The organism is Scardovia wiggsiae (genome assembly GCF_051045985.1).
Taxonomy (GTDB): Bacteria; Actinomycetota; Actinomycetes; order Actinomycetales; family Bifidobacteriaceae; genus Scardovia; species Scardovia wiggsiae.
This window is the reverse complement of sequence record NZ_CP157350.1, coordinates 614,125-628,090: the sequence shown is the minus strand read 5'-3', so window position 1 is coordinate 628,090 and position 13,966 is coordinate 614,125. Positions and strand designations below refer to the sequence as shown.

Annotated in this window: 9 protein-coding genes and 1 tRNA gene; 2 read left to right on the top strand and 8 right to left on the bottom strand. The window is 53.0% G+C overall.

What is annotated here, in order from left to right; translation table 11 throughout:
* Window positions 1-9: 9 nt before the first annotated feature.
* From polA to ABKA16_RS02630, 3 genes are all read right to left on the bottom strand, one after another.
* A complete protein-coding gene (gene polA, locus ABKA16_RS02640; protein ID WP_380999069.1) occupies window positions 10-3,126 on the bottom strand; it encodes a DNA polymerase I in 3,117 nt (1,038 codons plus the stop codon).
* A gap of 141 nt (window positions 3,127-3,267) precedes the next feature.
* A complete protein-coding gene (locus ABKA16_RS02635) occupies window positions 3,268-3,972 on the bottom strand; it encodes an ANTAR domain-containing response regulator (protein ID WP_380999072.1) in 705 nt (234 codons plus the stop codon).
* Between the two features lie 104 nt (window positions 3,973-4,076).
* Window positions 4,077-4,150, bottom strand: a tRNA-Leu gene (locus ABKA16_RS02630).
* Window positions 4,151-4,328: 178 nt separating this feature from the next.
* Between ABKA16_RS02630 and ABKA16_RS02625 the strand changes: the two genes are divergently transcribed.
* Together ABKA16_RS02625 and ABKA16_RS02620 are read left to right on the top strand one after the other, a co-directional pair.
* On the top strand, window positions 4,329-4,925 hold the full coding sequence (locus tag ABKA16_RS02625) for an NUDIX domain-containing protein (RefSeq protein ID WP_380999074.1): 597 nt from the start codon (window positions 4,329-4,331) through the stop codon (window positions 4,923-4,925).
* Window positions 4,926-5,101: 176 nt separating this feature from the next.
* The gene (locus ABKA16_RS02620) at window positions 5,102-6,571 is read left to right on the top strand and encodes a L,D-transpeptidase (RefSeq protein WP_380999076.1); all 1,470 of its coding nucleotides are present in this window, start codon (window positions 5,102-5,104) and stop codon (window positions 6,569-6,571) included.
* 83 nt (window positions 6,572-6,654) lie between these two features.
* On the opposite strand, the gene pyk is transcribed toward ABKA16_RS02620, so the two are convergent.
* The 5 genes from pyk to rpsA form a co-directional block, all read right to left on the bottom strand.
* Window positions 6,655-8,097 carry a pyruvate kinase gene (pyk, locus tag ABKA16_RS02615; protein ID WP_380999078.1) on the bottom strand — a complete coding sequence of 481 codons (1,443 nt, stop codon included), beginning with the start codon at window positions 8,095-8,097 and terminating at the stop codon, window positions 6,655-6,657.
* Window positions 8,098-8,265: 168 nt separating this feature from the next.
* Window positions 8,266-9,252 carry a TerC family protein gene (locus ABKA16_RS02610; RefSeq protein ID WP_380999081.1) on the bottom strand — a complete coding sequence of 329 codons (987 nt, stop codon included), beginning with the start codon at window positions 9,250-9,252 and terminating at the stop codon, window positions 8,266-8,268.
* Window positions 9,253-9,292: 40 nt separating this feature from the next.
* The gene (gene uvrB / locus ABKA16_RS02605; RefSeq protein ID WP_380999083.1) at window positions 9,293-11,425 is read right to left on the bottom strand and encodes an excinuclease ABC subunit UvrB; all 2,133 of its coding nucleotides are present in this window, start codon (window positions 11,423-11,425) and stop codon (window positions 9,293-9,295) included.
* 78 nt (window positions 11,426-11,503) lie between these two features.
* A complete protein-coding gene (gene coaE, locus ABKA16_RS02600) occupies window positions 11,504-12,136 on the bottom strand; it encodes a dephospho-CoA kinase (protein WP_380999086.1) in 633 nt (210 codons plus the stop codon).
* Window positions 12,137-12,272: 136 nt separating this feature from the next.
* Entirely contained in the window at window positions 12,273-13,754 is a 1,482-nt protein-coding gene (gene rpsA / locus ABKA16_RS02595; protein ID WP_007147381.1) for a 30S ribosomal protein S1, read from the bottom strand.
* Window positions 13,755-13,966: the final 212 nt, after the last annotated feature.

Below are 13,966 nucleotides of genomic sequence, written 5' to 3'. Positions count from 1 at the left end.
AAAACGGCTTTAATGGGCTGCAAGCTGCCAGTCTGTGCCGGTCCCGGTAGAAACATCCAGAGGGACGGCAAGATCAACTGCGTGTTCCATCGCCTCCCTGACGATCCCGGTGACTTCCTCTTCCTCCCCCGCTGCAAGTTCCACTACCAGTTCATCGTGGATCTGAAGGATGATGCGGCTTTTTACCCGCGCCTCGCATAGTTGCGTATATGCTTTCTCCATAGCGATCTTCATGATATCGGCAGCAGACCCCTGGATCGGCGCATTAAGCGCTGCACGCTCAGCGGCATCCCTGAGCTGGCGGCGCGGAGACCGCAGCTGCGGGAAATAGCGCCTGCGCCCGAACATCGTTTCCGTATAGCCTCTCGATTTTGCCTGGGAGACAAGGGATTCAAGATAGTCATGGACCTTGCCGAAAGTAGCAAAATACTTGGCTTTCAACACATCGCTCTGTGCAGGGGATATCCCCAGCTGCTGGGCAAGCCCATATGTACTCAGCCCATAAGCAAGGCCGTAGCTCATCGCTTTGATATGGGACCTCTGGTCAGCTGTGATCCGGTCAATAGGGATGTCATACACCAGTGAAGCAACGTATTTATGGAAGTCAGCACCTGACCTGAACGCTTCGATCAGTGCCTCATCCTGTGATAAATGCGCCATAAGCCTCAGCTCCACCTGCGAATAATCGCAGCTCAGCAGGGATACATAGTCCTGCGAAGGCACAAACGCCGCACGGATCTCCCGCCCCTCAACATTCCTGTTAGGGATGTTCTGCAGGTTCGGGTCTGTAGAGCTTAACCGGCCTGTAGCCGCAACGGTCTGCTCAAATGTCGTATGGATACGGCCGTCATGGGTATCTACTGAATCCATAAGGGTCTGGACTATCTGCTTAAGCTTGTTGACTTCACGATGCCGCAGGAGGGCCCCCAGGAAAGTATTCGCCCGTTCATTATGGACAGACCTGATATATAATTCCTGCAGAGCCGCAGCATTTGTCGTATAGTTTCCGCTTTTTGTCTTCTTTGTGACGGCCAGGCCCATATCATCGAACAGTACAGACTGCAGCTGTTTGGGGCTTTGCAGGTTGATCTCTTTCCCGGCCTGGTCCCACGCTATCTGCTGGGCTTGCTGTGCCTGGGATGTAAAGGAATCCCTCATATCCAGCAGACGCTGCTGGTCAACGCCCGAACCGGCTATTTCCATATGTGCCAGGACACGCGATACCGGCAGTTCAATATCCTTTAACAGGCTTATCTGGGAACGCGCTGCGATAACAGGGGAAAACAGCTCATGCATTGCCAGGACATATGCGCACTCGCGGACATCGCGTACAGCCTGCCGCTTCCCCGCTTCTGCAGAGTCAGCAGTATCTGCCGGGGCAACATCTGCCCCGCCGTCAAAATCAAAAGCCCCCTGCTCAGCAGCAGGCTCAGCAGCTTCGTCCGTATCGATATGCAAAAAGTATCCGGCATACTGGCTGGCACTCTGGATCCTTGCAGTAGCGTCGGGCTGGACCAGATACCCTTCAAGTTTTGTATCGCTTAACGGCACGGGGATATCTTCGCCGTTTTCAGCTGTAGCCCCTAACGAGCCTAACAGGTGTATATGCTTCTTGAAATCATGGATAACAAGGCTTCCCGAGCAGTCACGGCACACCGTCCTGAGCATATCCTTCAGCTGCCTGTCCCTGCGGATATTTTCGGCAGCAATAACACAGGCTGAGCCTTCGCTGGTCATGAAAGAGACTGACTGCGCGCTGCTGGCACCCTTCTCGACTGTGCCCCGGATATTCATCACCCATACACGGCCGGGCTCCCCGGAAGGCTGCGCGCCGGGAAGCGAAGTATCTGAAGTACTGGAAACTGATGTACCGGAAAAGGTATCCTGGATATTTTCCTCAAGCCAGCGGACAGCAGGCTGAAGTCCGCCGGACCCATCAGGCAGGGACGCGGACGGAGATTCTGCCGCTTCTGAAGATGCTGCAGATACCGGGATATACAGCGGATCGGGCTCAATAACAGTAATACGGGAAGGGTTGATATCATCGGCGCTGTCTTCAAACCCATTCCCGGCCCCTCTCCTGCTGCCGGCCTGCGCTGATAAAGGCCCGGAACCGGGCTGAAGCCTGCCTGTCGGGGAACCTTCCTGGTGCGCCTGCCGGCTGCTCTGCACAGATGCTGCTGCACTTTGTTCATCGCGCCCTTCGGCTATGGCCATAGCCTCAAGGATACGGTTCTGGATATTACGTCCGAACTGGAGGGAAGCAAAAACGGCATCCACATCAGTGATATGCGGTTCATGGAGTTTGAAATCATCAATATCCACACCGAGGTCTGCATCACACACCAGCGCATTCACTTTACGGTTAAGAAGGACCTGGTCGATGCTGCTGCGCAGGGCTTCACCTTTTTTGCCCCCAATTTCAGATGCGTGCTCGATTATCCCCTGCAGCCCGCCAAACTCATTGATCCATTTTGCAGCGTACCCGTCGCCGACTCCCGGGACACCAGGGATATTATCGGCCTGTTCCCCTCTCATCGCAGCCAGGTCCGGGTACTGTGCAGGGGCTACCTTATATTTCTCGCGTACCGCTTCAGGGGTCATAGGTTTCAGGTCTTTGAAATGGTGTCCCGGATAAAGCACGGTTATAGAATCATCGACAAGCTGGAAGGCGTCCCTGTCCCCTGACAGGACGAAGGTTTCGTATCCTTCCTCCTCTCCCATGGTAGCCAGCGTAGCAATAATATCATCGCCCTCAAGGCCCTGTTTCTCCACATAGCTGATATCCAACGCCCTAAGAAGGTCCTGGATAAGCGGCAGCTGGGACAGGAGGTCTTCAGGGGCAGCATCGCGCGTACCTTTATATTCAGGCAGCAGCTGATTGCGGAAAGTCCCGCCTTTAACATCAAACGCTACTGCTACATGGCTGGGCTTCCTGTCCTTAAGCACATGGGCAAGCATGGTTGTAAAGCCGTAAACAGCATTCGTGGCCTGGCCGTCCGAAGTTGAAAAGCTCTCCGCCGGCAAAGCAAAGTATGCGCGGAAAGCCAGGGAATGCCCGTCAACTACAAGCAGGCGTTTGGCGCGGGGACCGTTTGTGCTTTTTGCAGGATCTGTTTCAGCCATACTCTTATTTTAAGGGCCTGCCTCTAGAAAGGCAGGACACTGATTTCGCGGAAGCCGGATACCCATGTTCGGCCAGGCCTGTGCATGCTGCCGGCTGTCCTCCGGCTCACACACTCAGGAGCCGATGCAATAGACGCGGCCTCAGCCTCTGCTCTCCTCGATCTGCTGGACGACCGCATCGGCGACTTCCATCATCGTCAGCCGGCGGTCCATGGATGTTTTCTGTATCCAGCGGAAAGCTTCCTGCTCGGTCAGGCCCATATGCTGCATAAGAAGGCCTTTTGCCTTATCCACATGCTTCCTGCTTTCCAGCCGGTTTTTAAGCTCATCGACCTGTTCACGGAGATCCTGGATCTCCTTATCAGCAGCGGCAAGGCTTTCTGACGCATCAGCAGAAGATGCGCCTGAATCAGGGATGCCGCTGATCCTGTCGCGCAGCGCCTTCATCTGTTTAAACCGCTCCTGCGCCACTGCCAGTGCCGGGAACAGGCGCTCGGGGACAAACGGCTTGACCACATATGCCATAACACCGGCATCAACAGCCTCTGCAACGAGGTCTTTCTGAGAGAATGCCGTAAGCATTACAACCGGGGCAAGGAAATCTTCGTTAAGCTCGCGCGCAGCCGTGATGCCGTCTTTTTCAGGCATCTTAACATCCATTACAACGATGTCAGGCTTAAGCTCGCGGACCTTGTCTACAGCTTCCTGCCCATTGGCAGCCTCCCCGATAACGTTATAGCCGTTCTCGTTGAGGGACTCAATAATATCGAGGCGGTTCAGCGCCTCATCTTCGGCTACGACGACGGTAGGCAGGCCTTCCGTATCAGTCTTTTCTTCAGCAACCATAATTGCCCTCCTCGTGGAAGGACGTCTGACAGGCCTCTCCACATTGAGCGAACTTCAATTGAATTATACTGTGTATAAGTATATATATTCATTATACACCGTTGTGCCTCGGGTGGGACTCGAACCCACACTGCACAGATTTTGAGGCTGTTTCCTCTACCAATTGGGATACCGAGGCATCGTACATAAAACCTTATATATAACAGGATTAAATGTACTACAGATCACAGACCAACACACCACATGATGTATATCTGCCGGCTCCGCGCGACACCAGGTGCACCCGTCTTTACTCATCGTTTTACCACAGCTAGAATAGGAATGATACTAAGCATCCTTACAAGGAAGTGAGTTATATGGCAGAAAAAACATACCGTGAATTCGACCCATGGCGGGTTTCCCCCATACGTGAAGAAAAACGCGAGGAAGTCCTTTCCACACACTATTTCGATATTGACCGTGTAAGCCTGAGCAGCACTGAGATAGGCCATTTTGAACGGTATATACTGCGCGAGAATGATGGGGATACCATATGCGTCCTACCTATTACCGATAACGAAGAAGTCATCCTGATTGAACAGTACCGTGTGCCTAACCATTCATGGACGCTTGAGCTCCCAGCCGGGCATGCCACTGAGCAGGGGCAGCATCCCGAAGATATTGCTGCCCTGAAGCTTGAGGAAGAGGCAGGATACCGGGCACAGGATTATGCCCAGGTTGTCCGGTTTGTGAATACCCCGAGCTTCTCAACACAGCATACGATCATCTACAGGGCTACCGGCCTGGCCGAAGTCCGGCGCGGTACTCTCGGGCCGGAATCCCCCTCCTCCGCAACACGGGCGATCCCTCTGGATAAGGCATATGAGCTGGCTCTTAACGGTACTATCGTTGATGCGAAGTCAATAATCGGGATACTGAACGAATACACACGGCGCCACAATACCGCCGCCTGAGACCCAGCACCAGGATGTTCTGGCTGCTTGTGAAATAAATCACATACAGGAAATCTTGCTCGCTTGTAGCCATGATAAGCGTCCCTTCCCTGCACTGGGGAAACCGACACAAAACCTGCACCCCGGATTGTCCCTGCCGCCTTATTTTGTAAGGTTTAAGGTGTATCCTGCTAAGTATGGCCAGCTCTCAGAATAACACTAAAAAGCCTGGTCCGAAGAAAGGAAAAAAGCTCAGGGCTATATCCATAGCGGTAATTGCAGCTCTTCTTCTCGCACTCTTCGGCGGCGGCTATGCGGCTTTTGTATACTATCGGAACCGCGTTGCCCCGGGAGTAACCCTTGGGACACGGGATATCTCAGGCCAGACAAGGGAGCAGGTCGCCGAAACCATACAGGACATGGCCGGCAGAACAACGCTGACGGTAACTGCAGACGGGGCTGTTGCGAAGAAGCTGTCCCTGGAGGATATAGGTGTTAAAGTCGATATCGCTAAAACAGTAGATGCCGTTTTCAGCGCAAAGGACGGATCATCTTTCTCCCGGCTCAACCCTTTCACCCAAAAGAATATATCGCTTGTTGCCCGCAGCGATGATGCTGCTGTCCAAAACCATCTTGCTGACGCTCTTGCCAATAACGACGGAGCCCAGGAGCCGAGGGTGGAATATGACAGCTCGGCAGGGAAATTCGTATCGTTCGGCGGCAGAAGCGGGAAAACCGTCCCTCTGGATGAAGTACAGGTCGCCCTGTCAAAGATGCTGGCCCATCCCGGCGAAAATACGCATGCCCATATACAGCTTGACCCCGCCAAGCCGCTGGTCCCCGATGAAGCTGCCCGCACTGCAGCGCAGCAGGCAAATACACGTATCTTCTCAAGAATCAGTATTTCCAACGGATCGAAAAAAATATACACTATCCCCTCAGCAACACTGGCATCCTGGATATCCTTCAGCCTCAACCGGACACATAAAACCATAGACCTCGCCTATGATGAAGGGGCTGCCCGCCAGTTTCTGAAAACAGCTCTCCCCAAAGCCCTCAACCAGGCAAAAGTTGACCAGACCCAGAATGTCAACAGCACAGGAGGTGTGATATCAGTCGTTACCCATGGCACTGACGGTGTTGCTGTTACCGATACCGATAAAACATCTGCCGAGGTCATCACCAGCCTGCGTGAAGGGCGCGGTGCGACCCTCACAGTATCTGCAGAGGTAACGAAATTCGCCGTCAGGAACCGGGTATTGCGGTACGATGCCGCAGATGGGGACCCCTGGGCACTGGTAGACCTCAGCCGTCAGCAGATGTATGCATATAAAGGCACTACACTCGTCCAGACTTTCAATGTTTCTACAGGCAAACCAAATACCCCTACACATGCAGGGACATATTTCGTAGCTTCAAAGCTGCCCCTGCAGACGATGCGCGGCGACGACTATGTTACACCGGACGTCCAGTGGATAAGCTATTTCCACGGCGGAGAAGGCTTCCATTCGGCCCCATGGAATATAAACGGGATTGCCCGGGGTGTGCCCAAATCCCACGGCTGCGTCAATATGAACCCCGCAGAAGCCAAATGGCTTTATGATTTTCTCCCCCGCGGAGCAATGGTCAAGGTCATCGGCTCGACCCCTTCAGGCCCGGTCAGATAACACTCTGCCTATATAAAAGCTATACGAAAGGCGGGGCAGCCCATCAGCTGCCCCGCCTTTGCTGAAATCAATCCAAGTCAGGATCAATCCTCATGGCCAATTACATGGACATACACGGAATCAGTAGATCCTGCCTCAGTAGCAGCCGGTGAGCAAGAAACAACAACGATGGTATCGCCATCTTTGACCTTGCCGGTATCCTTAACAGCCTCATCTGCAAGCTGCATCAGTTCAGCACGGGTAAGCCCATGGTAATCCCTGCCAAGCTGGATACCCTGGGTACCCCAGCTCAGGTTCAGGAAGGACTTCGTATGGACATCAGTAGTCAGGCCGAAAATCGGGGCCTGAGGGCGCTCTGCAGAAATACGGTGTACAGTGGCGCCGGTACGGGTGAATGCCACAATAGCATCCACATCAAGCTTGGAAGCAAGCTCTACAGCGGAATGCGCTACAGCGGACGAAACCGTATAATGCTCATCCCTGATGCCCGGGATACGGTCATACCCGTGCTCAGTGGCATAGGAAGAAATACGGCTCATCGTGTCAACAGTAACAACAGGATAGTCGCCTACAGCCGTTTCATTCGATGTCATAGTTGCATCTGCACCGTCGAGCACCGCATTAGCGCAGTCGGATGCCTCAGCACGTGTCGGTACCGGGCTGTGGACCATGGAACCGAGGACTTCAGTAGCGACGATAACCGGCTTGCCGTAGTTGCGGGAAAGCTCAATGCAGCGCTTCGTGATCAGCGGTACCTGTTCAAAAGGCATCTCCACAGCCATATCGCCGCGGGCAACCATGATACCGTCGAATGCCTTGACGATCTCTTCTAGGTTCTCAACGGCCTGGGGCTTCTCGATCTTCGCAATCACCGGGACGCGGCGGCCTTCTTCATCCATGATGGCATGGGCGCGGTCGATATCGGATGCAAAACGTACAAATGACATGGCGATAAGGTCTGCACCGGTCCGGATACCCCAACGCAGGTCTTCCTCGTCTTTTTCTGTAAGCGCCGGGATAGAAACCGCAACGCCGGGAAGGTTGATCCCCTTGTGCGAGGACACAGGACCGGCAACGATAACCTTAGTATGGACATCATTGCCTTCTACCCGGGTCACTTCAAGGCGTACTTTCCCGTCATCGATAAGGATAGGGTCCCCGGGGTTGCAGTCAGCGGGAAGGCCTTTGAAAGTAGTGGAAACACGGTCTTTGTTCCCCGTTATATCATCTGTAGTAATAACGAATTCCTGGCCTTCGGCAAGCTGGACCTTATCTTCGCCTTCAGCATCCTTTTCAATCCAGCCGCAGCGGATCTTCGGCCCTTGAAGGTCCACGAGTACAGCTACATCCTTACCTGCTGCGCGGCCAGCTTCACGGATATTGTTATAAATAGCCACATGCTCATCAAAAGTCCCGTGGGAACGGTTGATGCGCGCTACATCCATCCCCGCTTTAACGAGTTCGGTCAATGTCTCCAGTGACGAAGTAGCTGGTCCGATAGTATCAACAATCTTTGCTTTTCGCATGAATGCCTGCCTATTTCTTGTAATTGTAATTAAATATGGACGGGAAGTTCCCGTATTCACAACATCTCTTATTTTATAGGTAAGTTGCGACGCTTTGGGGGTCCCGGAAACGCCATGCGGGCAGCCTCCCGTATCCGCTGTCCCACACAGACGGCGTACACGAGCTGCTTACCCTTCTTTCCCAGTCCCGGGCACACGTGCCTTCATAAGGCTGGCCGCTGCAGCAGTTCCCAGGGAAACGATGATAACAGCCAGAGAAGCCCATGTAGGGATATCCGGTATGGACGATATCCCCTTCCCCCCGTTGATAAACGGCAATGTGTTGCCGCGAAGGGCTTCCATGATCAGTTTGATGCCGATAAACCCTAAAACTACAGACAGCCCTATGGGCAGGTAGACCAGCCTGTCCAGAAGCGACCCCAGGAGGAAATACAGCTGCTGCAGTCCCAGGAGAGCAAAAACATTGGTTGTGAAAACGATAAAAGGGTCCTTCGTCAAACCGAAAATCGCAGGGATAGAATCAAACGCAAACATGACATCTGTTGTCCCGATAGCAATAAACACAGTAAGCATAGGGGTAAAATACCGTACTCCGCCCTTTACCGTACGGAGCCTGCGTCCATCATACTCATCAGTGAGCTTCATAACTTTGCGCAGAAACCTGATAAGCCTGTTCTCCTTATACTCATCGTCGCCACTGTCACCGTGAAGAAGCGAGACAGCTGTATAGATCAGGAATACCCCGAAAAAGAGGAATACCCAGGTGAACCGTGTAACTATTGCCGCGCCAAGAAGGATAAAAATACCGCGCAGCACCAGTGCCAGCGTGATACCAACTCCCAGGACATATTTCTGCATCTGCCTGGGAACTGCAAAATTCGACATGATGATCACGAAAATAAACAGGTTATCGACACTCAGGGAATATTCGGTAAGCCAGCCTGAATAAAACTCCACTGCGGGTTTAGGCCCTGCGCATATCCATATCAGGCCGCCGAAGATAAGGGCAGCTGCAATGAAAAACCCTATATGCAGAAGGCATTCCTTCGTACTTGGGACATGCGGCTTCCGGCCTGTTACTATCAGATCTGCAGCAAAGAAAACCGCCAGGGCTGCAAGGGTGATAATCATAAAGGGGACTGGCGTTTCACGCATGCTTTCAGCATACGTGCATGCGATGACGGCTACAGGGGGATCAGCCCTGCACCATCTGGCGGAGCTCTTTCTTAAGGTCCTGTATCTCATCGCGGAGGCGGGCAGCCAGCTCAAACTGGAGCTGCTCAGCTGCCGTATGCATCTGGTCGCTCAGCTGCCGTATAAGATCAGCCAGGTCCTGTGCAGGAAGCCCGGCATCGATAAGCTGGCGGCATGCAGAAGATGCCTCGCCGCTGTCCAGCGAGGGCACCCCAAGATGGGAGTTGCCCGCCTTCCCTGAGTTGCGGTATCCGCTGTCAAGCAGTGTCTGGGTATCTATATCCTCTTTAGCAAGCATGTCATTGACATCGCTGATCTTTTTGATAAGCGGTGCCGGGTCGATACCATGCCTGGCATTATACGCCATCTGCACTTCACGGCGGCGGTCTGTCTCCTCAATAGCCTTGGACATTGCCTCGGTCTGATTGTCTGCGTACATGATCACGGTGCCGGATACGTTACGGGCAGCACGCCCGATAGTCTGGATCAGCGAACGATAGGATCTCAGGAACCCCTCTTTATCGGCGTCAAGTATGGCAACCAGGGAAACTTCGGGAAGGTCCAGGCCTTCACGCAGGAGGTTGATCCCCACGATAACGTCGATCTTCCCTTCGCGCAGCTGGCGCAGCAGCTCCACCCGGCGTAAAGTATCGACATCTGAATGCAGGTATTCGACCTTGATATCACGGTCCAGGAAGTAGTCTGTAAGGTCTTCGGCCATTTTTTTGGTCAGTGTTGTGACTAGTACGCGCTCATGCCGGCTGATCCGTTCTTTTATCTCATAAAGGAGGTCGTCGATCTGACCTTCTACGGGACGTACCTCTACTTTGGGATCAAGCAACCCTGTAGGGCGGATGATCTGTTCCACTACCCCATCGGAAAGGTTAAGCTCATAATCGCCTGGCGTTGCGGAAAGGTACACAGTCTGGCCTATATGGGTCAGGAATTCATCCCATTTCAGAGGGCGGTTATCCATAGCGCTGGGCAGCCGGAACCCATATTCGACAAGGGTGCGTTTACGGCTTGCATCGCCTTCATACATCGCCCCGATCTGCGGGACCGTCTGATGTGATTCATCAATAACAAGCAGGAAATCTTCCGGGAAAAAATCAAGCAGCGTATGGGGAGGCGTGCCGGGATCCCTGCCATCAAAATGCCTTGAATAATTCTCAACCCCGGCACAGGTCCCTACCTGGGAAAGCATTTCCAGATCATACGTAGTACGCATCTCCAGACGCTGTGCTTCCAATAGCTTCCCCTGCTTCCTGAACTCGGCAACGCGCCCGTCAAGTTCTTCCCTGATAGTCCTGATAGCGCGGTTGAGCCTGTCCGTTCCGGCAACATAATGGGTCGCAGGGAAAATATGCACACTTGCAGCGTGCCCGATAAGGTCTCCGGTAAGGGGATGCAGGGTAGATATCCGGTCTATTTCATCGCCAAAAAATTCAATGCGGATAGCAAGCTCTTCATATACAGGGATGATTTCAACGGTATCCCCCCGGACACGGAATGTGCCCCGGGTGAAGGCAATATCATTACGCTTGTACTGCATGCTGACAAAGGTCCTGAGGAGCTCATCACGGTTGACAGTATCGCCTTCATGCAGGAGGAGCATCTGGGATGCATACTCTTCAGGGGTACCCAGGCCGTAGATGCAGGAAACTGTTGATACGACTACACAGTCGCGCCTTGTAAGCAGGTTCGCTGTAGCTGCATGGCGGAGCCGTTCTACATTATCGTTGATCGAGGAATCTTTTTCAATGAAGGTATCGGTCTGCGGGACGTATGCCTCAGGCTGGTAGTAGTCATAGTACGATACAAAATAGCTGACAGCATTATCCGGCATCAGCTCGCGGAATTCTGCGCACAGCTGCGCTGCCAGCGTCTTATTAGGTTCCAGGATCAGCGTCGGCCTCTGCAGCTTTTCAATAAGCCATGCTGTTGTGGCGGTTTTACCGGTACCTGTAGCGCCCAGAAGGACGACATCGCTTTCCCCATCATTGAGCCGCTGCGCAAGCTCATTAATAGCTTCGGGCTGGTCGCCGGAAGGCTTATAGGGGGACTTGACCACAAAAGGCCTGTCCTCGCGCTGGATAAGTGAATCCAAAGTCCGTATCTGTGTATCTTCCGCCATATTCTTTTACGTATCCTCCGTGAAATCCGCTGCAGTTTTTCTATAACACCAGTAGCTAGTGTAGCTCCATGCGCAGCATCACCGCACAGGTTTTTCTGTAAGCGCTGTGATTATGGACTGTGCCTGGGCGCACATCCGGTCTATGGGCTGGTCAGCAGAAATAATGTAATCGGCGTACCGTTCACGTTCCTGACGCGATGCCTGGGCACGGATACGGTCCTGCGCCTGGGCCTGCGTCATGCCGCGGGTACGGGCCATCCTCCGGATCCTTGTTTCGTCGGATGCCTCTACGGTTATGATCACGTCCGGTACTATACGGTACTGCACCATATCCGGCAAAGATTCTATAAGCAGGGGCACATCATGGACAACAGCCGCGGCGCCCTGTCCCCTGGCTTTATCATCAAGCCTGCGGGCTTCCCTGAACACCAGCGGATGGATAATACTATTGAGCTTCCTGCGGTTCCCGGCGGCATTTTCAGAAGCACCGAATACCTGCCCGGCAAGCCATCTGCGGTTGAGTGACCCGTCAGGCAGACATGCTTCATCGCCGAATTCTTCGCAGATACGGACCAGGCCTTTACTGCCCGGCGCAGCTGCATTATATGACAGCCGGTCATAGTCGATCACCGGGATGCCCTGCCGGCCCAGATACGTACTGATCGTAGATTTCCCTGCGGCTATGCCGCCTGTGAGGCCAATGCGGATCATATCATCATATTATAGCGATTGTAAAGAAAGCATTATAAGGGGGCCTGCCATACAGACAGGCCCCCTTATTCATGTATGCCGTTACCCGTTATGCTCCCCGGCATCAAGGCCACACCAAGGAACCGCTAAAACGGGTTTATTTGTCTTCGCTGAGCAGCTGCTCACGCAGTGCAGCAAGCTGGTCATCAGCAGCAAGCGTCCCTTCGGACTCATCTGCGGAAGAATATGTGGTGGCTTCTTCCTGCCCCTTAGGCTCAGGTTCTGCCTGCCCGTCTTCAGCTGCAGATGCGGCTGCCGTTTCAAGTTCCCTGGCGGCGAAGACCTTATGCTCTTCCCACAGGTCATGGGCTGCAGCGTACTGGGACTCCCATTCTTCACGCTGCTTCTCATACCCTTCGAGCCACTCATTAGTCTCAGGGTCGAAACCTTCAGGATACTTGTAGTTGCCGTTTTCATCATACTCTGCCGGCATGCCGTACAGTGCAGGATCGAAGTCCTCCGAAGCCGGATCAACAGAATCGTTGGCCTGTTTGAGGGACAGGGAAATACGGCGGCGGTCAAGGTCAACATCAATAACCTTGACAAACACGGTCTCTCCCGGCTTAACAACAGTTTCCGGATTCTCAACATGGCGGTTGGCGAGTTCGGAAATATGGATAAGGCCTTCAATACCGTCATCCACGGAAACGAATACACCAAACTGCACGATCTTGGTGATCTTGCCTTTGACGATCTGCCCGGGGACATGTGTACGGGCAAAATGCTGCCACGGGTCTTCCTGGGTGGACTTCAGGGACAGGGAAATACGCTCACGGTCCAGATCCACATCAAGGACTTCAACCGTTACCTTATCGCCGACTTTAACAACTTCAGACGGATGGTCGATATGCTTCCATGACAGTTCAGAAACATGGATGAGGCCATCTACACCGCCAAGGTCAACGAATGCGCCGAAGTTGACAAGGGAGCTGATAGTCCCCTCACGGACCTGCCCCTTCTTAAGCTGCGACAGGAATGTTTCACGCACTTCAGACTGGGTCTCTTCAAGGTACTCACGGCGGGACAGGACAACATTATTGCGGTTCTTGTCAAGCTCAAGTATTTTAGCCTGGATCTTCTGCCCGATATAAGGCGCCAGGTCACGTACACGGCGCATCTCAACGAGGGATGCGGGAAGGAAGCCGCGAAGGCCAATATCAACGATGAGGCCACCCTTAACAGCTTCAATAACGGTACCTTCAACAACACCGTCAGCTTCCTTGATTTTCTCTACATCGCCCCATGCACGCTCATACTGTGCACGCTTCTTGGAAAGGATAAGGCGTCCGTCCTTATCTTCCTTGGTAACGACCAGGGCTTCGATAGTATCGCCGACTTCGACAACGTCTTCAGGGGCGATATCTTTTTTGATGGAGAGTTCTTTTGAAGGGATAACACCTTCAGTCTTGTAGCCGATATCAAGGAGGACTTCGTCGTGATCAATCTTTACAACGGTCCCCTCAACGAGATCACCATCATCAAAGTTCTTGATAGTGGAATCGACTGCTTTGATGAAGTCGTCAACAGTACCAATATCGTTAATTGCTACCTGTTCGACTTCTGTTTTATTATCTGTCATTGAATAAATTTCTTGTAGTCAGTGGATAAAATCGATATTCGGTTATGCCATGGGAAGCATCGGGAAAGGCATCCGCCTGCATAAAGCCGGCTGCGCTGTCTGCAAAACCTTCCATGACTGCATGCATACACTTATACACACGCCAGAGAGCAATACTACAGGAAGCTCTGGTCATTCACCGGTTCCCGGATACCTTCTGCCGCCCTGGCGCA